General features: G+C 60.6%; 15 protein-coding genes and 1 pseudogene. 14 read left to right on the top strand and 2 right to left on the bottom strand.

The annotated features are described in order from the left end of the window. Nucleotides 1–71: 71 nt before the first annotated feature. Nucleotides 72–341 carry an acylphosphatase gene (locus ACSQ2Z_RS25470; RefSeq protein ID WP_436083969.1) on the bottom strand — a complete coding sequence of 90 codons (270 nt, stop codon included), beginning with the start codon at nt 339–341 and terminating at the stop codon, nt 72–74. A 413-nt stretch (nt 342–754) separates the two neighbouring features. On the opposite strand from ACSQ2Z_RS25470, the gene ACSQ2Z_RS25465 reads away from it, so the two are divergent. The 6 genes from ACSQ2Z_RS25465 to basC are packed head-to-tail and all read left to right on the top strand — an operon-like array spanning nt 755 to nt 10,386. Further along, entirely contained in the window at nt 755–2,023 is a 1,269-nt protein-coding gene (locus ACSQ2Z_RS25465) for a RhtX/FptX family siderophore transporter (RefSeq protein ID WP_436083968.1), read from the top strand. Between the two features lie 8 nt (nt 2,024–2,031). Beyond that, a complete protein-coding gene (locus tag ACSQ2Z_RS25460) occupies nt 2,032–3,423 on the top strand; it encodes a diaminobutyrate--2-oxoglutarate transaminase (RefSeq protein ID WP_436083967.1) in 1,392 nt (463 codons plus the stop codon). Then, a complete protein-coding gene (locus ACSQ2Z_RS25455) occupies nt 3,420–4,904 on the top strand; it encodes a pyridoxal phosphate-dependent decarboxylase family protein (RefSeq protein WP_436083966.1) in 1,485 nt (494 codons plus the stop codon). Before ACSQ2Z_RS25460 ends, ACSQ2Z_RS25455 begins: the two co-directional genes overlap by 4 nt. Further along, nucleotides 4,891–6,648: an IucA/IucC family protein gene (locus ACSQ2Z_RS25450; RefSeq protein WP_436083965.1), complete on the top strand. Its 1,758-nt coding sequence runs from the start codon at nt 4,891–4,893 to the stop codon at nt 6,646–6,648. Before ACSQ2Z_RS25455 ends, ACSQ2Z_RS25450 begins: the two co-directional genes overlap by 14 nt. Then, nucleotides 6,641–7,231, top strand: coding sequence for a GNAT family N-acetyltransferase (locus ACSQ2Z_RS25445; protein WP_436083964.1), 591 nt, complete (start codon nt 6,641–6,643; stop codon nt 7,229–7,231). The genes ACSQ2Z_RS25450 and ACSQ2Z_RS25445 overlap by 8 nt, the downstream gene beginning before the upstream one ends. A 2-nt stretch (nt 7,232–7,233) precedes the next feature. Continuing rightward, complete coding sequence (basC, locus tag ACSQ2Z_RS25440) at nt 7,234–10,386, top strand: putative histamine N-monooxygenase (RefSeq protein WP_436083963.1); 3,153 nt, start codon at nt 7,234–7,236, stop codon at nt 10,384–10,386. Between the two features lie 87 nt (nt 10,387–10,473). On the opposite strand, the gene ACSQ2Z_RS25435 is transcribed toward basC, so the two are convergent. Continuing rightward, nucleotides 10,474–11,415: a helix-turn-helix transcriptional regulator gene (locus ACSQ2Z_RS25435; protein WP_436083962.1), complete on the bottom strand. Its 942-nt coding sequence runs from the start codon at nt 11,413–11,415 to the stop codon at nt 10,474–10,476. 168 nt (nt 11,416–11,583) lie between these two features. On the opposite strand from ACSQ2Z_RS25435, the gene ACSQ2Z_RS25430 reads away from it, so the two are divergent. The 8 genes and pseudogenes from ACSQ2Z_RS25430 to ACSQ2Z_RS25395 all read left to right on the top strand — a co-directional run bounded on the left by ACSQ2Z_RS25430 (nt 11,584) and on the right by ACSQ2Z_RS25395 (nt 23,369). Further along, nucleotides 11,584–13,824 (top strand): TonB-dependent receptor, encoded by a 2,241-nt coding sequence (locus ACSQ2Z_RS25430; protein ID WP_436083961.1) that lies wholly within the window; start codon nt 11,584–11,586, stop codon nt 13,822–13,824. Between the two features lie 45 nt (nt 13,825–13,869). After that, the gene (locus tag ACSQ2Z_RS25425) at nt 13,870–14,946 is read left to right on the top strand and encodes a GNAT family N-acetyltransferase (RefSeq protein ID WP_436083960.1); all 1,077 of its coding nucleotides are present in this window, start codon (nt 13,870–13,872) and stop codon (nt 14,944–14,946) included. After that, nucleotides 14,904–16,001 (top strand): annotated as a pseudogene (locus tag ACSQ2Z_RS25420) (DUF2218 domain-containing protein); the annotation flags it as partial. The gene ACSQ2Z_RS25425 and the pseudogene ACSQ2Z_RS25420, both read left to right, overlap by 43 nt. A 354-nt stretch (nt 16,002–16,355) precedes the next feature. Continuing rightward, a complete protein-coding gene (locus tag ACSQ2Z_RS25415; protein WP_436083959.1) occupies nt 16,356–18,440 on the top strand; it encodes a hydantoinase/oxoprolinase family protein in 2,085 nt (694 codons plus the stop codon). Between the two features lie 13 nt (nt 18,441–18,453). Then, the gene (locus tag ACSQ2Z_RS25410) at nt 18,454–20,106 is read left to right on the top strand and encodes a hydantoinase B/oxoprolinase family protein (RefSeq protein ID WP_436083958.1); all 1,653 of its coding nucleotides are present in this window, start codon (nt 18,454–18,456) and stop codon (nt 20,104–20,106) included. A gap of 13 nt (nt 20,107–20,119) precedes the next feature. Continuing rightward, complete coding sequence (locus ACSQ2Z_RS25405) at nt 20,120–21,331, top strand: pyridoxal phosphate-dependent aminotransferase (protein WP_436083957.1); 1,212 nt, start codon at nt 20,120–20,122, stop codon at nt 21,329–21,331. A 21-nt stretch (nt 21,332–21,352) separates the two neighbouring features. Next, entirely contained in the window at nt 21,353–22,168 is an 816-nt protein-coding gene (locus ACSQ2Z_RS25400) for an NAD-dependent epimerase/dehydratase family protein (protein ID WP_436083956.1), read from the top strand. A gap of 7 nt (nt 22,169–22,175) precedes the next feature. Further along, nucleotides 22,176–23,369, top strand: a complete 1,194-nt coding sequence (locus ACSQ2Z_RS25395; RefSeq protein ID WP_436083955.1) for an NAD(P)/FAD-dependent oxidoreductase — start codon at nt 22,176–22,178, stop codon at nt 23,367–23,369. Nucleotide 23,370 lies beyond the last annotated feature (1 nt).

The following is a 23,370-nucleotide window of genomic DNA, read 5'->3' as shown; positions in this document are numbered from 1 at the left end:
ATTTCGCAATGGCAATATTGGTTAAATAAGGGGCAAAAGATGTCCTGGCGGCGAAAAGAGCCGCCGTGGTCCTAATCAGTTTGGTCGTCGATCGGCGTGCGTTCTATTGTCTCCACCCAGACGTCGATAGGCCCCAGAGAACACCCCATCTCCATCATGTCGATCAGTTCTTCCGGTCCTGCGACCTCGAGCTCGATCCGGACGGAACTGGTGTGGCGTATGGCCTGGGAGAGCCCGAGCTTGGCGGCATGGCGCTGGATCCAGGGGACGAAGGAGGCAGCATCAAGATCGCCGAGAATTGTCATCCGTTCCCGGAAGTGGCCCTGATCTTGTGCCATCATGAAAAATCTCACTCTTGGTTTCTTGGTGCACAGCATAGCGCCTGAATGAACTTGCGGAAGGGTGATTGTCAAAGCGAGGGCCTCATCCAGGGGGAACCCATGCCAACGGCAAGGCGATGATTGCCGAGCGGTTTGCGGTCGAGCACCTTTTCCAAACTGCAAAAATCAACACAGTCGGTTGTCGCCTTTTCCCCCGTGCACCTACCACTTTCGAGCGGCTGCTCTTCGTCGATGTCGCCAGTGCCGCAGATTTCTCCTGTTCGCAATTGTCTTACTCAGGTTCGCGCAAATCCAAGCAATCATGCGACAACGCCCTTAAACATGATAAAAATACTCCTGTTTAATGGCGCGCCGTACTGCGCGGCTCGCAGGGCAATCCGGGTTCTTGCAACCCCTGCGACAAGGTGTCTTCTATGACAATTGTAAAGGCTTCTCCTACGGTGGATGAAGGTTTCGGTTCGCGCGACGCCGGACGCCTCTATGCTGTTCTGGGCGGGCTTTATCTCGCGCAGGGCATTCCGAGCTACCTTCTGCTTGTTGCCCTGCCGCCGCTGATGCGGGAGAGCGGCGCGTCGCGCACGGCCATCGGACTGTTTTCCCTGCTGATGCTGCCCCTGGTGCTGAAATTCGCGGTGGCTCCGCTGATTGATCGTTATGCACCCTTGCCCACGCTCGGTCACCGCCGCGGCTGGGTGGTGCCGACGCAGCTTCTCGTCAGCGCGGGCATTGCCTCCATGGCACTGGTCGCGCCCCATCAGGCCGGTTGGCTCTTTGCCATCGGCCTGGTCATCACTCTCCTTTCCTCGGTGCAGGACATAGCGACCGATGGCTATGCGGTGCGCCATCTGACGCGCAAGTCGCGCCCAGTCGGCAATGCGGTGCAGGCAGGTGCAGTTGCGCTTGGCGTCATCATCGGCGGCACGGTGGCGTTGGTGCTCTTCCACAAAATCGGCTGGCGGCCGACGATCCTGCTGGTTGCCGCCCTGTCGCTCCTCCCCCTCTTTGCGACGATCTGGATGAAGGACAAGCCGGAGCCTTCACAAAATGTGGCCGCGCGAAAGCGGCCGAGCCTTCGCGGCTTCTTCCGGCGGCCGAATGCCTGGATGATTCTTGCTTTTGCCCTGACCTACCGGGCGAGCGAAGGTCTGGTGCGCGGCATGGAAGGACCCTATCTCGTCGATAGCAAGGTGCCGACCGACTGGATCGGCTATCTTTCCGGCGGGGCGGCTGCCACGGCCGGGCTTCTCGGCGCCGCCGTCGCCGCCCTGATCATCCGCAAGGCGGGATTGACGGCAACGCTCGTCCTTCTGGGCGGGCTGCGCAGCCTCTGCTTCCTCGCCTTCACGCTGAATGCTTTCGGGATATGGCCCGGGATTGCCGTGGCAATGTCGGCTTCCGCCTTCCAGACGTTCATCCGCTACATGGAACTGGTGGCGATCTATTCCTTCTTCATGAGGTCTTCGTCCGACGATCAGCCGGGCACGGACTTCACTATTCTGACCTGCGCCGAACTGGTCATCTATCTGATCGGTGCTTCGATCGCAGGCTTACTTGCCGACAGGTTCGGCTACGAGACGCTCTTTTCGCTTGCAACGGTCATCTCCGTCCTCGGCGTCGGATTGTCAGTCTGGATGCTGCAGACGATCAAGGCGCAACCAGCACCCGCAATGGCCGGCACCTGAGCCCATCAATGACTTTCCCGGAAAATCTCAACGGAGTTGATCTTATGGATGCTTCCGCCCTCTCGAGCAATGACTTCTACCTCGATCGCCAGGCGCGGCGTGAATCGAACGCCCGCAGCTATCCCCGGCGCTTTCCCATCGCGCTGAAATCGGCCTCCGGCTGCACCATTACGGATGTCGAGGGCAGATCTTATCTCGATTGCCTTGCGGGTGCCGGAACGCTGGCGCTCGGCCACAACCATCCGGAAGTCATCGAAACGCTGCAGGAGGTGCTCGGATCCGGCCTGCCGCTGCACACGCTCGATCTGACAACGCCGGTGAAAGACCGGTTCGTGGCCGATATCTTCGAAACGCTGCCCGCCGGGCTACGCGAAGAGGCAAAGATCCAGTTTTGCTCGCCGAGCGGCACCGATGCCGTGGAGGCGGCCATCAAGCTGGCAAAGACCGCGACCGGCCGGACCGACATCGTCTCATTCCGCGGCGCCTATCACGGCATGTCGCAAGGATCGCTCTCGTTGATGGGCTCGCTCGGGCCGAAGGCCGCGGTCGGCCAGCTCGTGCCCGGCGCGCATTTCTTTCCCTATCCCTATGCCTATCGTTGCCCTTTCGGCCGTGGCGGTGACGAAACGGCGAGGCTAGCGGCGGAGTATTTCGAGCGCGCGCTGCGCGATCCCGAAGGCGGCATCAATCTTCCCGCGGCCGTCATCCTCGAAGCCGTGCAGGGTGAAGGCGGCGTCATCCCGGCGCCGGCCGAATGGCTGAGGACCATCCGCCGTGTCACGCGTGATCTCGGCATACCCTTGATCCTCGACGAGGTTCAGAGCGGCGTCGGCCGGACGGGCAGCTTCTACGCCTTTCAGAAGGCCGGCATCGTTCCGGATATCATCGTGCTTTCCAAGGCAATCGGCGGCGGACTGCCGCTTGCCGTGGTGATCTATCGGGAAGGGCTCGATCTTTGGAAGCCCGGCGCCCATGCAGGCACCTTCCGCGGCAATCAGTTGGCCATGGCAGCGGGATCGAAAACGCTCGAAATCATCCGGCGTGACGGCCTGGTCGAACGGGCAGCCATCGCTGGCCGCAGGCTGCGTTCCAATCTGGAGCGCATTGCGGCGAATACGTCCTATATCGGCGAAGTTCGTGGCGAGGGGCTAATGCTCGGCGTCGAAATCGTCGATCCGGAGGGCGGGCCCGATGCGCTTGGCCACCCGCCGCACGGCTCAGCGATTGCCCGGATAATCCAGAACGATGTTTTCCGTGCCGGCCTCATCCTCGAAACCGGCGGCCGTTACGGCAGCGTGCTTCGTTTCCTGCCACCGCTCGTCATTTCCGACGAAGAGATCGATCGGGCCACCGGCATCCTCGCGGCCGCGTTCAGCCGCCTCGGACGCAAGGCAGCATGAGCATGAATTTCGTAGCGATTAAAGCGACACCCGCGCTCGAACAAGACCACGCTGATCAGATCCTCGGCAGCGACGTTACCTCACGCCGGGCTTTTCGCGAAGCGATGCTCGAGGCGGTCGATCTGGTCGCCGGGGGCGCGGCAGGGCACGGCCCCTATTCGGGCGCAAGTGTGCAGGGATTGAGGAGCATGCTGAATGACCTCGATCCCTGCCCAAAAACCGGAACAGGCATTGCCGCGGCGCTCGCCGACATCGGCAGGGCAGCGATCGATCACGCCCTTGCCGTCGGCGATCCGGCGGCAATGGCCCATCTTCATTGCGCGGTGGCAGTGCCGGCACTGGCGGCCGAGGTTCTGATCTCCGCTACCAACCAGTCGCTCGATTCCTGGGATCAGTCTCCCTTCGCCACCATGGTCGAGGAACGGGTTCTCGGTTGGCTGACGGAACTCGTGGGTCTGCCGGCCGCAGCAAGCGGCAATTTCACCAGCGGCGGCAGCCAGTCGAACATGACGGCGCTCCATCTGGCAGCCGCGCGTTGCGGCGACGATGCGAGAACAGCAGGCGTCATCTTCACCTCGGAGCAATCGCACTTCAGTATCGGCAAAAGCGCGGCCATTCTCGGCTTTGCGAAAGACGCGGTCATCGCGATCCCGACCGGCACTGACGGCTGCATGTTGGTTCCGGTGCTGGAGGCTAGCCTGCGGCAGTCGGCAAGGCAGGGTCGCGTGCCGGTCGCAGTGATCGCGACGGCCGGAACGACCGACCTCGGCGCAATCGACCCGCTGCAGCCGATCGCCGATATTGCCGCAGCGCAGAACGTATGGATGCACGTCGATGCCGCCTATGGCGGCGGCCTTCTGTTTTCCCGCCACCGCGACCGCCTCGCGGGGATCGAGCGCGCCGATTCCATTGCGCTCGACTTTCACAAGATGCTGTTCCAGCCCATCAGTTGCGGCGCTCTTCTCATCCGCGACCAGTCGGATTTCTCACCTTTGGCGACGAAGGCGGATTATCTCAATCCGGAAGATGCCGTCTTTGCCGATGCGCCAAACCTGGTCGAGCGCTCTTTCCAGACGACGCGCAGGGGCGATGCCCTGAAAGTGCTGATGACCATGCGAGCGATCGGTCGCGACGGTCTCGATGCCCTGATCAGCAAGACGCTGGAGAACACGCTTGCCGCGGCCAGGGCTATCGAGGCGCGGGCATATCTTCGGTTGGCGCGGCAGCCGTCGCTGTCGACGGTGTTGTTTCGCTACCTTTCGCCCGACGGACCGGAACGCTCGGATGCGATCACGATCAGAATACGGTCCGCCCTTTTCCATGCCGGTATCGCAGCCCTCGCGACGACCGTTCTCGACGGTCTCGTCCACTTCAAGCTTACGCTTCTGAACCCGCATTCAACGCCGGATGTCGTCTACCGCGTCCTCGATGCGATTGGCGAGACGGCCCGCGAACTGGAGACACAACATGCACGCCCATAATGCCGGAATCCTTGCCCTGCGCTCGCTTCTCAATTGCGTTGCGCGCGAATATCCCAAACACGTCGGCTGGTCTGGAAAGCCGGGGCACCTGCGCTTCGCGCTCACCTTCCCGGGCAGCGGCGGAAGCCTTGTTTTACCGGCACTCTACCGTTCTGAAACCGGGCACCACCTTTTCGGCGAGCCGGTCATGCTGAGCAGCGGGAACACCCAGCAAACCATCAGCCCTGCGGATGCCGTCACAGCAGTCCTCGAACGGCTGGAGCCATCGGCCGCGGCAAAGGAAGGCCGCGAGGATCTTCTGAGCCGTTCCCGGTCAAGCCGCCTGCTCGTGGAAGCTGCGCTTGAGGCACGCAAGACCGATCTCGCCGGATTGGCCGGTGACGAAGTCTCCTTCATCGCAGCGGAGCAAGGCCTGATCGCCGGCCATGGAATCCACCCCTGCCCGAAAAGCCGCGAGGGTATGACGGAGGCAGAGTCGCGCCGTTATTCGCCCGAATTCGCCACCGGCTTTCCGCTCCGCTGGTTCGCTGTCGAGAGGAGCGTGTTTCATACCGGTCATTCCGAAGGATCACCTTCTGCCGAAAGCTGGCTTGAGAGCGTGACCGGCAGCGACCTCGACGAATTGAAAGCGTGTCTGCCCGCCGGTGATTTCGCGCTCTTGCCGGTCCATCCCTGGCAGGCCGATCATATGCTGAAGGATCCCGCTGTCGCTGCCCTCGTCGCGGACGGCCGTGTCATTGATTGCGGCGAGGCGGGAAAGCCCTGGTTCCCGACATCGTCGGTGCGTACACTTTACCGGCCTGATGCCCCATTCATGCTGAAGGTCTCTCTCGGTGTCGGCATCACCAATTCGGTGCGCGTCAACCTCGCGCACGAACTGTTGCGCGGCGATGACATGTATCGTTTCCGCCGTCATCGGCTGTGGCAGGATTTTTCGCGCAGCTACCCAGGCCTGACGCTCGTGCCTGACCCGGCCTATTTGGGCGTCAAGGTGGCTGGGAAGGTGATTGATGGTCTGTCCGTTTCAATGCGTGAAAACCCGTTCACCGGAGCCGATGCCGATCGCAACGTCTCGCTTCTTGCTGCTCTGTGCGAGCATCTGCCCGAACGCGGCAGTCGCCTCGGCGCCTTGATCCGCAAGCGTGCCCGGATTGAAAACCGTGTGCTCGATGCCGTCGCGACGGACTGGTTCGAACGGTTCCTCAGGGTCTTTGTCCGCCCCGTCTTCGGCCTTTATCTGCGGCATGGCATCGCCATGGAGGCGCATCAACAGAACATGCTGATCGAGCTCAAGGACGGCTACCCGATCGGCGTCTTCTATCGTGACAATCAGGGCTTCTTCCACCATGAGCGCGCTCACAAGAGGCTGGCTGAAGCCCTGCCCGGTCTCGGCGAAGCCAGCGAAACCGTCTTCGGCGAGGGGCCTGTGGACGAGCGGCTGCTCTACTACGCATTCATCAACGCGGTGCTCGGCATGATCGGGGCGCTCGGGCGCGAGGGGCTTGTCGCAGAGACTGTTCTGATCGCCCTGTTGCGCCGCGAACTGCTGCGGCTCGCAGCGCTCGAAGGTGCAAATTCCGGGCTCATGCGCAAGATGCTGGCGCCCGCGCTGCATTGCAAGGCCAACCTGAAAACTCGCCTTGCGCGGATGGACGAACTCGTCGGCCCGCTCGAAACGCAGTCGGTCTACCTCGAAATCGACAATCCCATGCTGCAGTCAGAAAAGGCCCTGGCCGATGCTTGATCTGAGCAAGCCCGCCGCGGCCTGGGCTTATTCGCGCTACGACCCGGATATCGGGCGTACGGTTAGCTTCCGGCTTCTGCAGAAGGAGCGAGACCTGGAGCTTCTCTGGCGCTGGATGAACCAGGCACATGTGGTACCGCAGTGGAAGATGGCAAAGCCGATCGAGGATATAGCCGCCTATATTGACACCAACCTCGCCGATCCGCATCAGGACCCTTATATCGGCCTGATCGACGGTATCCCGATGAGCTATTGGGAAGCCTATTGGGCGAAGGACGATATTCTCGGGCGCTATTACCCGGCCGAGGAAAAAGATCGGGGCTGGCATATGCTGGTCGGAGAGCCCTCCTTCTTCGGCCACGGCACAGCGCCCGCGGTGATCCGCGCCTTCACCCGGTTCCTCTTTCTGGACGATCCCGCGACCCGAAAGGTCGTGGGTGAGCCGAGCGTCGCGGCGCGGCGTCTGCTGCGCTATGCGCCGGTCTGCGCCTTCGAGGAACAGGGCGAAATCGACCTTCCCGACAAGCGCGCAAAACTGATGTTTTGCCATCGCGACCGCTTCAGCCAACAGTTCGGATTATAATCATGATGGATCTCGATCTGGCGGGTATCGGTATCGGACCGTTCAATCTCGGTCTTGCCGCCCTCCTCTCCTCCCACGACAATCTCGCCAGCGTTTTTCTCGAGCGCAAGCCGGCGTTCCGCTGGCATGAAGGTCTTCTTCTGCCGGGCACGACCCTGCAAGTCCCCTTCATGGCGGACCTCGTCACTATGGCCGACCCGACGCACCCGCTGAGCTTCCTGAATTATCTCGCCACGCACGACCGCCTCTACAAATTCTATTTCTACGAACACTTCATGATCCCCCGGCAGGAATATGACGACTACTGCCGCTGGGTATCAGAGCAGCTTTCAAACTGCCGTTTCGACGAGAATGTGGTCGATGTCACCCATGAGACAGCGTCCGACAGCTTCCTCGTCCAAAGCCGCGCGGCTTCGGGGGCGAGGCAGCACTATCGCAGCCGCAACATTGCGATCGGCGTCGGTACGGTACCGTTTCTGCCGCACTGGGCCCGTATCCGGACGGCAGGCCCCCTTTTGCATTCCAGCGAATTCGGCAAGCGCCGCACCGAGCTTTCGAAGCGGCGGCGCATAACAGTTGTCGGCTCCGGGCAAAGCGCTGCCGAATGCGTACTGGCGCTCTACAACGACCTGACGCCGGAGATGGTCGCCGCCGGCTCTTCCATCCAGTGGATCACCCGCTCCGCAGGCTTTTTCCCGATGGAATATTCCAAGCTCGGGCTCGAATATTTCACCCCCGACTACATGCGCCATTTCCACACGATAGCGCCGTCCAGGCGCCGCGAGATCGCGGCCAACCAGGGTCTTCTCTACAAGGGTATCAGCTTCTCGACCATCGGCGAGATCTTCGATCTTCTTTACGAGCGTTCCGTCGGCGGACGCGATCCGGGCCTTTCCCTCTACTCGAACTGTGCGGTCGAAACGTTGGAGAGCGCAGGACCGCATGGCTCCTTCCGTCTCGGGATCGGCCATAACCATCTCGAGCAGAAGGCTCTCGTCGAAACGGATGCGATCGTTGCTGCGACCGGCTATCGCCATGCCTGGCCGGAATGGCTCGGCAAGCTCAAGGGCCGCGTTCTCGAAACCTGCGAGAGAGGCGACCTGATCGTCGGCGAGGATTTTCGTGCGCGTCGGTGCGACGGCGGCAGGGCCAACATTTTCGTCCAAAACGCGGAAACCTTCCACCACGGCGTGGGGGCGCCCGATCTCGGTCTCGGCGCTTTCCGCAACGCCGTTATCGTCAACCAACTGCTCGGCAGGGAGCGTTACCGCGTCAGCGCACCGGCATCGTTCCAACATTTCGGCCTGCCTGGGCGCCAATCCGATTCTTCCTCGATTTCAGGAGATTTTATGCCCATGCGTTATGATCCCGTCTTTGCTGGCGCCTTTTCCAAGGAGCTGTGGCAACAGGCTTCCCGGCGTCTTCTCGCCAAGATCATCGAGGAGTTCGCGTATGAGCGCGTCTTTGATGTAAGAAAGGAAAAGCCGGGCCATTACCGCATCGAGATCGGAGATACGGCCTATCGGTTCAAGGCGAAGCGCTATGTCTTCGACAATCTCTCCGTCGACCCGCACAGCATCGTGAAGACAAAGGGAGGTATCGATACGCCGCTCGATGATCCGCTTGCATTCTGTGCGGAGGTCCTGCCTGAACTTGGCGTTAAGCCGATGACGATCGCACATTTCATCAAGGAGCTCGGCAATACGCTGGTTTCGGACGCGCATATCGCTGCCCGGGCGACGAAAACCGGCGCGGAACTCGCCGGACTCGACGACATCCGGCTGGAAGGCGAAACCACCGGTCACCCGTGGGTGACGGTCAGCAAGGGACGCATCGGCCTCGGCTATTCCGACTATCTCGCCTATACGCCTGAAAACCAAGCACCGACAGAGGTGCTGTGGCTTGCCGTCAGCAAGGACCGCGCATCCTTCATTGCGGAACAGAACCTGACCAATGAGGGGCTGGTGCGCGACGCGGTCGGCGAACCCCACCTGGAGGCGTTCCGGGCCACCCTTGCCGGCCACGGAGGCTCAGCCGCGACGTATCACATGATGCCGGTGCACCCCTGGCAATGGGACCACATGATCGTCCCGCACTTCGCCGCCGACATTGCATCGGACCATATCGTCCTGCTCGGTCACGGCGACGATCACTATCTGCCGCAGCAATCCGTGCGCACCCTGTCGAACATTTCCCACCCGGAAAAATCGACGTTGAAGCTGTGCATGACCATTCTCAATACGGCAGTCTACCGCGGCATTCCGGGAAAACGGGCGCTGACCGCCGCTCCTCTGACGACGTGGCTTGACGAATTGCTCGCCAGGGACCGGTTCCTGTCGGACGAATGCGGCTTGGTTCTTTTGGGTGAACGCGCCGGCATGCACTACGTCCATCCGCAATTCTCGACGATCGACGGCGCGCCCTACCAATTCAACGAGATGCTGGGTTGCCTTTGGCGCGACAGCCTGGCCGGGCATCTGAAGCCCGGTGAAACCGGTGTTCCGCTCGCGGCTCTCCTGCATGCGGGGACCGATGGCAAGCCGGTCGTGCAGGCGCTGGCCGAAAAGGCGGGCATATCCGTGCCCGAATGGCTGGCTCTGTTCCTCGACGTTGTCATCCCGCCTGTTTTCCACCTCCTGGCAAAACATGGCCTCGCCTTCTCGGCGCACGGCCAGAATGCGACGCTCATCGTGAAGGACGGGCGCCCCGAACGGCTCGCCCTTCGCGATTTCATCGATGACGTCATCGTGTGCGATGAGGAATTTCCCGAGAGCGCCAGCCTGCCGCAGGAGGTCCGGGCCGTGCTGCTTTGCCTGTCTGCCGATTTCCTCATCCATTTTATCCAGACGACGCTGTTCATCTGCGTCTTCCGCTATATGTCCGTGCTGCTCGACCAGCGATCCGGCATTTCCGAAAGCGCCTTCTGGGCGCTCGCGCGCGAAAGTGTCCTGCGCTACCAGGCGCGGTTCCCGGACATGGCATCGCGCTTTGCGATATTCGACCTGTTCGGCGATGAATATCCCCGCCTGTGCCTGAACCGCGTCCGCCTGTTCACGCACGGCTACGCCGACGACGACGAACGTCCGGTGCCGGATTTCCAGGGCATGGTAGACAATCCGCTGGTCGCCTTCGAAAGGCGCAGCGACGCCGCCTGAGGCAACTTTAGACCCGCGCAAGTCATCCGCTTCATCGGAAGAGCCGCCCTTGTTTTTCGGGCGGCTTTTCGAGTCTGCACGCATTGGTCATGCACTGGCGAGACGGCGCAGATCGGATGGCCGCACGCCGTAGCGGCTTCGGAAGGTGCGATTGAAATAGGAGAGGTCGTTGAAGCCGACATTGTAGGCGATTTGGCTGATCGGCATGGATGGTCCCTCCGCCAGTATGAAGCCCTTGGCAAGCGACAGCCGTCTTCCAAGCACATAGCGGGAAAAGGTCGTTCCCTCCCGGCTGAAAAATTTCTGGATCGCGCGCGGCGTGATGCCTTCGTTGTCGGCCACATCCGTGAGCGAGAAGGATCCGTTGGCGAGCTGCCGTTCGATATAGGCCTTGACGGAGGCGATGCGGTTCTGCGGGGTATCCGGCGCGCCGGTACTGCCGGCATGCTGGGCGAGAACCGGCAGCAGGTCGTAGAAGTGTGTGACCATCATGCCTGCATCCTGTTCACTCTGATACTCCTGCCGCAGAAGGTAGCCGGCATAGCTGGTCAGCAATTGCAGCGGAAGGCAGTCGGCCGCAAGCGGCTGCATCATCAGGGGTGCCAAAAGCTCGCGCATGGAAGCAAGCGCGTAAGCCGGAAGATGCGCGCAGTCGAAGCGGCCGCCCTCCGGCAGAGTGATTTCAGAAGGCCCGTCCGCAGGCAGAAAGATAACGTCCGAGCGCGCGACATCAATCTTGCGACGGCGGTGGTGAACGAACAGCGGCCCGTCCATTGCGCGGACAATGACGATACCCGAATCCGTGAGGCCGTTGGTGGTCAGGCGAAGTGAGACTTTCGGGAAATAGAGCGTCGCAAGCGACAGAGACACATATTTCCAGAACAGCCCCGTCACGCCGGCCAGATCGCCGTCTTCGACGGCAATTTTCGCGTCGCCAAGCATATCGAGAAGAATGCTGCGGCATACGATCCTGCTTTCGCTGTCAGGGAGCGACAGCGTGCCGAATTTCAGCGGTCGGATGGTTTCCATGCCGTGCACGGCCTTTCTTGTTGAAGTTCGCGTCCGTCCTAGTCCGGTTCGCCTCAATCCAAGCGGGGATACATCGGATCCCATAAACATGACTGAAATTGTCTTGTATTACCAATTCGCTTCCGGGGATCAAGCGGGCGGGTTGTTTTTCGGTGCACAGGGGACGTTATGGGCAGAAAATTTCATGGTGGGGTGTGGCTGGTAACGATGGCGGCTGCAATGGCCGGCACCGGCGTGGCTGCCCAGGATACGGATCAGGTGGCGGACGCAGCAATAACAAGCCAGGACAAGTCGACGACGCTCGATGCGATCGTGGTTACCGGCGGTCGGTCGCCGCAGCAGATTTCGGAGACTGCGCGAACGATCTATGTCGTTGAATCGCCGGAAATCCAGTCCCAGGCACGTTCTGGAAAGACGTTGCAGCAGATTCTCGGCGAAACGATACCGAGCTTCGATCCGGCAAGCGTGGGTGCCCGCACCTCCTTTGGCCAGAACCTGCGCGGCCGTACAGCACTCGTCCTCATCGACGGCGTGTCGATGAATTCCGCCCGCTCGCTCAGCCGGCAGTTCGATTCCATCGATCCTTTCAACATCGAACGGGTCGAGGTTCTTTCGGGCGCAACCGCGCTCTACGGCGGCAACGCCACCGGCGGTATCATCAACATCATCACCAAGAAGGGCAAGGATGCCGAGCCTGGCGTGCATGCCGAAGTAACGGGCGGCATGGGCAGCGGTTTTTCCGGAAGCAAGGACTTCGACCGCAACGCAGCCGGCGCCGTTACCTATAACAGCGACAACTGGGACGCGCGTTTTTCCGTGGCCGGCAGCAAATCCGGCGCCTTTTACGACGGTACCGGCACCGTCCTCATTCCGGACATCACGCAAACCTCGACAGCCTTCAACGACCGTATCGATATCATGGGGTCTGTCGGCTTCCAGATCGACAGCGGCCGCCGGCTCGAACTCTCCGGGCAATTTTTTGACAGCAAGCAGGAGTCTGACTACGGCCTCTATTATGGCCCGTTCTTTGCCGCGCTGGCCGATCCAAGCCTGTTCGAGACGCGCAGCGGATACAAGTCGGATTTCAATCCGCGCACCCGCCGCTCCATGTTCAACGTTACCTATACCGATGACGATGTCTTCGGTCAGCAGCTTCTGTTGCAGGGTTCCTATCGAAGCGAGCGGCTGCAGTTCAGCCCGTTTCCGTCCGGCAGATATTTTGCCGGCAGTTCGCAGGACACGGACTACTACGGTATAAAGGCCGCCCTGGTTGCCGAGCCGACCGATAATCTGAAGATCACCTATGGCATCGATGCCGACCGTGATTCCTTTTCGTCGCATCAGAATGTCTTCGACATGCTTCTGGCAGCGACGACGGGCGGCCTGAATTTCGAGACGATCGGCACGACGGGCCTTTATCCCGGGATCGACGTCTCGACCGTCGCCGGCTTTGTCGAGGCCTCCTACGAAGCCACCGACAAGCTGACGCTGAGCGGTGGCGTGCGCTACCAGTTCGTCAATGCCAAGGTCTCCGATTTCGTCGGAGCGGCCCAGCAGGTTGCCATTCTTCAGGGGACGGCGACGTCCGCCGATGTCATTCCCGGCGGCGAGGTGGATTACGATGCGGCGCTTTTCAACGCGGGTGCGATCTATCAGCTGACCGATACGCAGCAGGTCTACACCAACTTCAGTCAGGGCTTCGAACTGCCTGACCCAGCCAAGTATTATGGCATTGGCCTCTACTCACTGTCGGGTGGTCACTATTCGCTGATCGACAGCGTCAACGTCGCAGATTCGGCCCTGGAGGCGATCAAGACCAACTCGTTCGAAATCGGCTACAGGCTGGATGACGGCACCTACAATTTCGAGACGGCAGCCTATTATTCGCTCTCCGATCGCTCCATCAACCTCAACCGCTCGACGCTCGCGGTGGAGGTCGTGGATCAGGACCGGCGTGTCTACGGCATCGAAGGAAAGGCCGGCGTGAAACTCGACTACGGGTTTGACATCGGCGTCTTGGGCCAGTGGGTGAAAACCGAGGTGAAGGGCGACGACGATTGGGAAAAGGACTCGGTCGGCAGCGCCAGCGTTTCCAAGCTCGGTGGTTACGTCGGCTGGACCGGTGACGCTCTCAACCTGAAATTCTCAGGCCAGCACGTGTTCGAACTGACCGATGCCGATGCGTTCAAGATCGATGGCTACACGTTATTCGATCTGACGGGCGGCTACGCGTTCGAAAATAAGGACACGACCCTGAACTTCGGCATCCATAACGTCTTCGACACGGATTATACGACCGTCTGGGGTTCGCGCGCCAAGGCGCTTTACGGCGCGCTCGCCGATGAGACGGTGTTCGACTATAAGGGACGCGGGCGCACATTCGCAGTCTCGCTGACGAAAGTCTTTTGATGTGAGGCGTCGTTTCAAAGGCAGTGGAGCTCGCCTGTGAATATCATGGGGAACCAAACCGCCTCTGGCGATGGTCTTGTCCATCGGTCCTCCCTGCTTTCCGAAGCAGGGGCTATCGAGGTCAGGCAAACCGGATCGGCTCTGTCGGTCTCGTCCGGCAAAGCCGATCACGCGCTCTTCCTGTTGTCGCGGGCAGCCGCGGCGACCCTCGAGGTTGCCGTCCTGCCGCCGTCTGGCCCACAGGGGGTCCGGTTGGCTTGTTCGGCTTTCGAGTATCTTTTTGCCACCCGGCGCGATCTTGCCTCGGTGTCGCTGGCCGGTGATGGATGGGCGGGCTTTCTGCCGGAGCTTTTACGACGTGGCCTCGCTATCTCGGGCAAGACCCTGGCCTCAAAGCCAACAGTGAGTGCCGATATGGTCTGGCAGATACCGGAATTATGGATGCACTCGCCCTCGCCAGCCTATCCCCGCCATGATGTTCATGACGGCAGGACAGCACATCCCGCAAGGCCGCCCAAGCCGGTTGGGCGGCTCTATGCCCGCTTCGTTCCCTGGCTCGGAGGAACACTTGCCTTCGATGCTGCCACGCTCGGTGACCTGCCTGATATCCATCGCTGGATGAACGATCCACGGGTCAATGAATTCTGGCGCGAAGCCGGGGACGAAGCCCGTCACCGGCGTTATCTGGAGGGCATGCTCGCCGATCCGCACATCATCCCACTCATCGGTCGGTTCGACGGAAAGGCCTTTTCCTATTTCGAGATCTACTGGGCGAAGGAGGACCTGATCGGCACCTTCTGCGATGCCGGTGACTACGACCGCGGTTGTCACGTGATCGTTGGAGAGGACGCCTTTCGCGGGCGCCGATGGTTCACGGCCTGGCTGCCGTCGCTGCTCCATCTGATGTTCCTCGACGAGGCTCGCACCGAACGCATCGTCCAGGAGCCGCAGGCCGATCACTATCGCCAGTTGCGCAACCTGCAGAGATCGGGTTTTTCCCATATTAAAACCGTCGATTTCCCCAGCAAGCGGGCCGCGATCGTGTCGATTTCCCGCCAGCGCTTCTTTTCCGAGCGGCTATGGCATCCCGTGGTGGAGCCCGGTATCGAGGTAAAGCGATGAGCCCGCTTGAACTTTCGGCCGATCGTGCCCGACCCTATGCCTTGCGGGCACGCGTGGAAATTCCCGACCCGGAAAACTGTCTTCGCCGCCTTTGCGATCATATGCGCGAGCACGGCATGGACGTGCAGGAAGACGATGGCGTTTTTACTGTGATCTTGCCGGAGGTTGCCGGCTCGCTCAGTCAGGACGGCCGTCATGTCATGGTTGAGGCCGCTGCCGCCGATCTTGAATCGTTCTACTTCGTCAAAATGTGGCTGCAGGCCGAATTTTCGGAGTTAGCGGGGCATCCGGCGCCGCGCATCGAATGGAACGAAGAGAGCCGCAACCGCCGCTTCCCTCCCAGCTTCTGTACGCTCGCAGTCGTTGCCGTCCGGGATATAACCCCACGGATGCGACGGATCACATTCAAGGGCAATGGCATCAAGCGTTTCGATACGATGAGCGCGCTGCACCTGCAGCTATTGATCAACCTCGACGAGGTTGCTGCGCAGCAGCGGCGCCAGCTCGATTTTTCCGGTTCGGAAGCCTCGCAGTTCGCCCCGGTCTGGAGGCGCTACACGGTGCGTTCCATCGACCGGGCCCGCAGCACTATCGACGTCGATTTCTTTCTGCATGGTTCGAGTGGCCCCGGCGCGAGCTGGTCGCGGCAGGCGCGGCCCGGCGACCTGGTCGGCGTGGCGGGACCGGGCGGCGGCGGCATCGGCAAGGCCAACTGGTATCTGCTCGCCGGGGACGAGACCGCCCTGCCCGCCATTGCCCGTATCCTCGAATGCCTGCCGGCGACGGCGCGGGGAATTGCTGCTATCGAGGTTGCGAGCGATACGGAGCGGCAGGCGCTTGCGGCCCCGCCGGGCGTTGCAATCGAGTGGCTTTATCGGGAGAATGGCGTAGCCGCTTGCCGACGCAGCCTGCTGGATGCGGTCGAAAGCGCCGATTTTCCGGTCCCGGGAGAGTCACGGTTCGCCTGGGTGGGGTGCGAAGCCGGGCTGGCGAAGAAAATTCGCGCCTATTTGCGTACCGAGCGGGCCTTCACCAAAAGCGACCAGCTGGTGGTCGCCTATTGGCACGGCCACGGCGATGGGCCAGTCCACTGTTCGAGTTCCGGCGGGATATCGAACAGATCGCCGACGAGGCCGTAATCGGCGACCTGGAAGATCGGCGCTTCCTCTTGGGCGGCATGAACGGCCTGATGGCTGCCGTGAACCGGTCTTCCTCCGCCTCCTCCTGGCTCGGGTTCATCGAGGTGAAACGAGCACTCACTCTCATGTTGACACTTGTATGTTAAGTGATATATGTAATCTTCGTCAAGCGGAAATATTTCTCCTTCTCTTGCGCAGGACCTGTGGCAATCGCTGGAGAAAGGCAGGAAAACGGACAAGAAACGCAACGGAACAAAAATGGGGAATGGAATGGTGACGAGCGCGCCTCGAAACTGCCGCGTCGGCGTCGACATCGGCGGAACATTTACAGACATCGCACTTGATCTCGATGGGGCGCTCCATTCAACCAAGGTTCTGACAGACTACGCCGCCCCCGAGCGGGCGATCCTCAAGGGCGTAAAATCCGTCGCCGAAATGGCCAGAATAAAGCTCTCCGACATCGACATTCTCATCCACGGTACGACGCTTGCGACAAACGCGCTGATCGAGCGGCGGGGCGCCAAGACCGCCTTCGTCACGACCGAAGGTTTTCGTGATGTTCTGGAAATGCGGACCGAAAACCGGTTTGAACAGTACGACCTCAACATTTCACTGCCGCCGGCACTCATCGGGCGTACCGATCGCTTCACTGTTCGGGAGCGGATTGACGCGGCGGGCAAGACGCTGCTTCCGTTGGACGAGACGACGCTTGGGTCCATGATCGACAGTATTGAAGCAGGCGGCTATGAGAGCGTGGCGATCGGCTTCATTCATGCCTATGTGAATGGCGCACATGAGGTGCAGGTGCGTTCGGCGTTGTTGTCCCGCCTGCCTCATCTTTCCGTTTCGATTTCCTCTGAAGTGTCGCCGCAGATGCGCGAATTCGAGCGGTTCAATACGGTCTGCGCCAACGCTTATGTGAAACCGGCTATCAAATCCTATCTCGACCGGCTTGTGGTGTCGTTAAAGGAGATTGGCGTTGGTTGCCCGGTTTATATGATCCATTCGGGCGGTGGTATCGTCTCCGTGAAAAGTGCGGCCGAGTTTCCGGTGAGATTGGTGGAGTCCGGTCCTGCTGGCGGTGCGATCTTCGCAGCGGACATCGCGCGACGTTATGGTCTCGACACTGTGCTCTCGTTTGACATGGGCGGGACGACTGCAAAGATCTGTCTGATTGAGAATCAGGTTCCCAAGACCGCAAAGACGTTCGAGGTAGCCCGCACCTATCGCTTCCGAAAGGGAAGCGGCATGCCGATCTCCATTCCCGTCGTGGAGATGGTGGAGATCGGAGCGGGCGGCGGTTCGATTGCCGGCATCGACGCGATGCGGCAAATCCGGGTTGGTCCGCACAGCGCCGCATCCGAACCCGGTCCCGCCTGTTACCAGCGCGGCGGCCGCAATCCGACCGTAACCGACGCTGACCTCATTCTGGGCAAGCTCGATCCGGACAATTTTGCCGGCGGTGCAATCCCGCTCTCTATCGCAGCCGCGCGCGACGCCATGCAGCGCGAGATCGGAGCGAGCCTCAAGTTGGACCCCGACGGCGCGGCCTATGGCACGTGCGAGATGGTCGATGAAAACATGGCGAATGCCGGCCGGGTTCACACTGTCGAAAACGGCAAGAACATCTCCGATTTCACGATGATCACCTTCGGTGGCGCCGGGCCGCTTCATGCCGCCCGCCTCTGCGAAAAAATGGGAATTTCCACCTTCCTCGTTCCGCCCGGGGCCGGCGTCGGTTCTGCAATCGGCTTTCTCAGGGCACCGTTCGGATATGAATCCGTGCGCAGCGCGGTTTTCAATCTGTCGCGCTTCGATAGCGCCGGCGCAAACCGGTTGATGATCGCCATGCAAGACGAGGCCTTGAGTTTCGTGGCTGGCGGCCTTGATACGGAAAATCCGATCATCGATCGCACTGTCTTCATGCGATATGCGGGACAGGGTTGGGATATTCCTGTCGCCCTTCCCTTCCATGGTTTCGATAACGCCAGCGCCGACCGTATCCGTGATCTGTTTTTGGCTGAGTACGAGCGCTTTTTCGGCCGGGCGATCGACGGCCTCGAAATCGAGATTGTCAGCTGGTCGGTGAAAGCCAGCTCGCCGCTTCCAGATGTCGCTCGCGTCGTCGCAGTCGAAGGATGTCGCACGATAGACCCGCGAACGCGCCGTCGCCTGTTTGACGCCGGTAGCAGATCATTTGTGGATGCAGGAATCCACGAGCGCGAAGGCTTGTCACCCGGCGATATCGTCAATGGTCCCGCGGTGATCGTCGAGCGCGAAACGTCGACCGTTCTGACCTCCTCCTTCACCGCCACCGTCCAGACTGACGGCTGCCTTCTCATCACCCGCCGTTGAAAGGGCCACGACCATGAGCGAATCCCTGATCGACATCCACATGCAGGTCATGTGGAACCGCCTGATCTCCGTCGTCGAGGAACAGGCCCAAACTCTCATTCGCACAGCCTTCTCGACAAGCGTACGCGAGGCCGGCGACCTTTCGGCGGGCATCTTCGACCTGCAAGGGCAAATGCTGGCGCAGGCGGTGACCGGCACGCCGGGCCATGTCAACGCGATGGCTGAATCCGTCGCCCATTTTATCAAGGATATCGGGCCGGAGAGCATCTTCGAAGGCGACGTCTATATCACCAATGATCCCTGGAAAGGGACCGGACACCTTCATGACATTACCATCGTCACGCCGTCCTTCCATCACGGCAAGCTTGTCGGCTATTTCGCCTCGACAGCCCACGTCGTCGATATCGGTGGCCGCGGGTTTGGTCCCGATGCACGTGAAGTCTATGAAGAAGGTCTGTTCATTCCGATCATGAAGTTCTTCGAGCGCGGCCAGGTGGACCGCACGCTGTTGAACATCGTCCGCAACAATGTTCGCGAGAGCGACAAGGTCATTGGCGATTTCTACGCGCTCGCGGCATGCAACGAGACCGGGCATCGGCGACTGATCGACATGCTGACGGAGTTCAATCTCGATGACCTCGATGTGATCGGCTCCTTCATCCTGAAGCATAGTCGGGAAGCCACGCTGGAGCGTCTTCGCAGCCTTCCGCATGGAAGCTGGTCCTACAGCCTCGATCTCGACGGTTATGACGAACCCGTTACTCTCGTTGCAAGGCTCACCATCGGCCCCGAAGGCGTTCTGGTCGATTTTGCGGGAACGTCCGGCATGAGCAAGTTCGGCATCAACGTGCCGCTCGTTTATGCGAAGGCCTATGCCTGCTACGGCATCAAGTGCGTCGTCGCCGCCGAAATTCCCAACAATGCCGCCTCGCTCGCCCCGTTCGACGTCGTTGCGCCGGAAGGTTGCATTCTAAATGCAAAACGCCCTGCTCCGGTCGCAGTCCGCCATGTTCTCGGGCATTTCGTTCCCGATCTCGTTCTCGGTGCGCTCCATCAGGCACTGCCCGGCAAGGTGCCGGCGGAAGGGGCAAGCGCACTTTGGAATCTGCATATGAGCGTTCGTCCGGTCAGCGACCAGATCGGCGGCAAGGGCGCCGAAATTCTCATGTTCAATTCCGGTGGAACCGGGGCGCGGCCTGCCCTCGACGGGCTCAATGCAACAGCCTTCCCGAGCGGCGTCCACACGATGCCGATCGAAGCGACGGAAAACGTCGGCCCGGTCATCGTCTGGCGCAAGGAATTGCGCGAAGGCTCGGGCGGCGCCGGGGAGCAGCGCGGCGGCCTTGGGCAGACAATCGAGATCGCTGCAGCGGAGGGCTACATGTTCCGCTTTTCAGCGATGTTCGATCGGCTCGGGCATCCGGCACGCGGCCGCGACGGTGGCCACGATGGAGCGGCTGGCTTTGTCTCGCTCGACGACGGCACTCCGTTGCGCGGAAAGGGGCTGCAGGTCGTCCCGGACGGCAAGAAACTCATCCTCCAGCTTCCCGGCGGCGGCGGCTACGGAAACCCATCCAACCGTCCGTCGGGCCTGGTCGATGACGATATCCTCAATGGATACATCACCGAGGATCAGGCTGCGGCCGATTACGGCCGGCATAATTGAGAAGGGGGAAACGATGAACATCATGAACTTCGAGAGCAACCGAGCGCGCAGCATCAAATCATCGCCTTCCATGGCTGTTTCCATGGCTGCGAAATCCATGCGCTCTAACGGAGAGCATGTCGTCGATCTCTCCCTGGGCGAACCGGATTTCAATACGCCCGACTTCATCGTCGAGGCCGCGATCGCAGCGATGCGTGACGGGAAAACCCGCTATACAAGCCCGGATGGCATGGAGGAGCTTCGCGCCGCGATCGTCGCAAAATTCAAGCGCGAAAACGATCTCGACTACGCCATGGATGAAATCTCCATCGGCAATGGCGCCAAGCAAATCCTGTTCAACGCCTTTCTCGGGACGCTCGAACCGGGCGACGAGGTCATTGTTCCGGCACCTTACTGGGTGTCCTACACCGATATCGTCATCCTCCACGGCGGCACCCCGAAGATCGTTGCCTGTGGCGTGGAGGACGATTTCAAGCTGACCCCGGAACGGCTGGAGCAGGCCATCACCGATAAGACGCGCTGGTTCCTGTTCAATTCGCCCTCGAACCCGACCGGCGCGATCTACACCCATGACGAACTCGCCGCGCTCGGGGTGGTGCTGGAACGCCATCCGCAGGTTTCCGTCATGTCGGACGAAATCTACGAGCATATCGTTTGCGGCGATGTGCCGTTCACATCCTTCGCTATCGCCTGCCCGCAATTGCGCGATCGCACGCTGATCATCAATGGTGTTTCGAAGGCCTATGCAATGACGGGATGGCGGCTCGGCTATGCGGCGGGGCCGAAGAGCCTGACGAGGGTTCTGAACAAGATGCAGTCGCAAAGCACGACATGCCCCTCGTCCATCTCGCAGATCGCCGCCGCCGCCGCCCTCAACGGCCCACAGGAATTCGTGACGGCTGCCGTTTCGGAATACAAGGCACGCGGAGCTTTGGTGGCACGCGGGTTTTCCGAGATACCCGGTCTTGAAGTCCGCGCACCGGAAGGTGCGTTCTATCTCTTCCCGAAATGCGAACCTTACATCGGCCGCTCTACCAAAAGCGGCACGCGCATTACCAACGATACGGATTTGGCCGCCTACCTTCTTTCGGAAGGAAAGGTCGCCACGGTTCCGGGCGCTGCCTTCGGCATCGAACCCTATATCCGCGTGTCCTTCGCAACCTCGCGCGAGAACCTGTCCATCGCAATCGAGCGCATCGGAACGGCTCTCGCCGCACTCTGCTAATTCGAGCTTGAGGGAAGTATCATGACTGATTACCAACGCACTTTGCTCACCGGCGCAGCCGGCGCACTTGGCACGGAGTTGCGCAAATCGGGCACAAAGCTCGGCAAGATCGTTCGCCTCTCGGCGCGACAGTCTTGCGAAAACCTTGCCGCGCATGAGGAAGACGCGCCTGCCGATCTTGCAGACTTCGATGCCGTTTCGGCCGCGGTGAAAGGCTGCGACGCAATTGTCCACATGGGCGGCCAGGCCCTTGAAGGGCCCTGGCAAACCATTCTGAATGCCAATATCGTCGGAAGCTATAATATTTACGAGGCAGCCCGGCAGCATGGCGTCAATCGTATTGTCTACGCCAGCTCTGTCCATGCGATCGGTTTTTACGAGCGCACGCAGACGATCGATGGCAACGTTCCGACGCGGCCGGACAGCCTGTACGGCGTATCGAAGACGTTCGCGGAAAATCTTGCGCGATACTACTTCGACAAATTCGGTATCGAAACCGTCAGCCTGCGCATCGGCTCGAGCTTCCCCGAACCGACCGATCGCCGCCACCTGATCACATGGCTGTCCTATCGCGACTGCCGCCAGCTCGTCGAGAAAAGCCTGTCGGCACCGCGCGTTGGTTTCATGGTCGCCTATGGCATGTCCAACAACAGCGAAGCATTCTGGGACAATCGAACGGCGGCCGTCCTTGGTTACAAGCCGCAGGACAGTGCCGACGATTATCGCGACAAGGTCTTCGCCGCGACAAGCCAGGGTGACCCGAACGATCCCGCGGTGCGCTACCAGGGCGGAAGCTTTACGGCTGCCGGCCATTTCGAAGATCAAAAGGATAAGTAGGTCTGTCATGCCAGCCTTGAAAACCGCATATGACGTCGTCATCGTCGGTGGCGCGGTCATCGGCAGCGCAACCGCGTATTTTCTTGCCACAAACCCGGACTTCAAAGGGTCGATCCTCGTGATCGAGCGCGATTGGAGCTATGCCCGCTCGGCAACGGCGCTCTCTTCCAGTTCGATCCGGCATCAGTTCTCCAATGCGATCAACGTCAGGATTTCCCAGTTCGGATCGGATTTCATCCGCGATTTCGACAAGCATGTCAGCGTCGATGGCGAAAAGGTCGATCTCGGCTTCAAGGAAAATGGATATCTTTTCCTGGCAGGCGATGTCGCGGGCCGCGAGGTTTTGAGGCGTAACCACATCACGCAGACCTCGTGTGGCGCGGAGATTTCGCTCGTTGAGCCTGACGAGATGAAGCGGCGTTTTCCCTGGCTGAATACCGATGGGCTGACACTTGGGAGCTATGGTGAGAGAGGTGAAGGCTGGTTCGACAACACCGGCTTGATGCAGGGTTTTCGCAAGAAGGCTCGCTCGCTCGGTGCCGAATATATCGAGGACGTGGTCATCGGTCTCAATCGGGAAGGCGGCCGGATCGTCTCGGTCACCACCAAGGGCGGACAGACGATTTCCTGCGGCACCTTTATCAATGCCGCCGGCACGCGGGGCGCGCAGGTCGCCAAGATGGCGGGTCTTGATATTCCGGTTGAACCGCGCCGCCGCAGCCTTTTCGTCGTCTCCTGCCCGACCCCGCTCGAAGGCGTCGTCCCTTTGACGATCGACCCCAGCGGCGTTTTCTTCCGTCCCGAAGGGCAGTTCTACCTGATGGGGACCTATCCGAAGAACGATCCGGCAGTTGATCCTGATGATTTCGACATCATGCATGACGAATTCGAAGAGGAGATCTGGCCCGTGCTGGCCGAGCGCGTACCCGCCTTCGAAGCTTTGAAAGTGGCCAACGCCTGGGCCGGCCATTATGACTTCTGCACGCTGGACCATAATGTCGTTCTGGGCCCGCATCCCGACGTCGGCAATTTCCTGTTCGCAAACGGCTTCAGTGGTCACGGCCTGCAGCAATCGCCGGCAATGGGCCGTGCGCTCAGCGAGCTCGTGACCTACGGCAAATTCCGCACGTTGGACCTTAGGCCATTCGGGTATGAGCGCGTTATCGCAAACAGGCCGTTCCTCGAAGACTCGGTCATCTGAA

Origin of the sequence: Pararhizobium sp. LjRoot235 (assembly GCF_964254145.1) — a bacterium.
Classification (GTDB): domain Bacteria; phylum Pseudomonadota; class Alphaproteobacteria; order Rhizobiales; family Rhizobiaceae; genus Pararhizobium.
Note: the sequence above shows the minus strand (reverse complement) of the source record. Positions and strands in the feature narration are given on the sequence as shown.

Bases quoted from the DNA above. Each gene is read 5' to 3' on its own strand.
- ACSQ2Z_RS25470 (WP_436083969.1), bottom strand. From the start codon at position 341: ATGATGGCACAAGATCAGGGCCACTTCCGGGAACGGATGACAATTCTC.
- ACSQ2Z_RS25465 (WP_436083968.1), top strand. From the start codon at position 755: ATGACAATTGTAAAGGCTTCTCCTACGGTGGATGAAGGTTTCGGTTCG.
- ACSQ2Z_RS25460 (WP_436083967.1), top strand. From the start codon at position 2,032: ATGACTTTCCCGGAAAATCTCAACGGAGTTGATCTTATGGATGCTTCC.
- ACSQ2Z_RS25455 (WP_436083966.1), top strand. From the start codon at position 3,420: ATGAGCATGAATTTCGTAGCGATTAAAGCGACACCCGCGCTCGAACAA.
- ACSQ2Z_RS25450 (WP_436083965.1), top strand. From the start codon at position 4,891: ATGCACGCCCATAATGCCGGAATCCTTGCCCTGCGCTCGCTTCTCAAT.
- ACSQ2Z_RS25445 (WP_436083964.1), top strand. From the start codon at position 6,641: ATGCTTGATCTGAGCAAGCCCGCCGCGGCCTGGGCTTATTCGCGCTAC.
- basC (WP_436083963.1), top strand. From the start codon at position 7,234: ATGATGGATCTCGATCTGGCGGGTATCGGTATCGGACCGTTCAATCTC.
- ACSQ2Z_RS25435 (WP_436083962.1), bottom strand. From the start codon at position 11,415: ATGGAAACCATCCGACCGCTGAAATTCGGCACGCTGTCGCTCCCTGAC.
- ACSQ2Z_RS25430 (WP_436083961.1), top strand. From the start codon at position 11,584: ATGGGCAGAAAATTTCATGGTGGGGTGTGGCTGGTAACGATGGCGGCT.
- ACSQ2Z_RS25425 (WP_436083960.1), top strand. From the start codon at position 13,870: ATGGGGAACCAAACCGCCTCTGGCGATGGTCTTGTCCATCGGTCCTCC.
- ACSQ2Z_RS25415 (WP_436083959.1), top strand. From the start codon at position 16,356: ATGGTGACGAGCGCGCCTCGAAACTGCCGCGTCGGCGTCGACATCGGC.
- ACSQ2Z_RS25410 (WP_436083958.1), top strand. From the start codon at position 18,454: ATGAGCGAATCCCTGATCGACATCCACATGCAGGTCATGTGGAACCGC.
- ACSQ2Z_RS25405 (WP_436083957.1), top strand. From the start codon at position 20,120: ATGAACATCATGAACTTCGAGAGCAACCGAGCGCGCAGCATCAAATCA.
- ACSQ2Z_RS25400 (WP_436083956.1), top strand. From the start codon at position 21,353: ATGACTGATTACCAACGCACTTTGCTCACCGGCGCAGCCGGCGCACTT.
- ACSQ2Z_RS25395 (WP_436083955.1), top strand. From the start codon at position 22,176: ATGCCAGCCTTGAAAACCGCATATGACGTCGTCATCGTCGGTGGCGCG.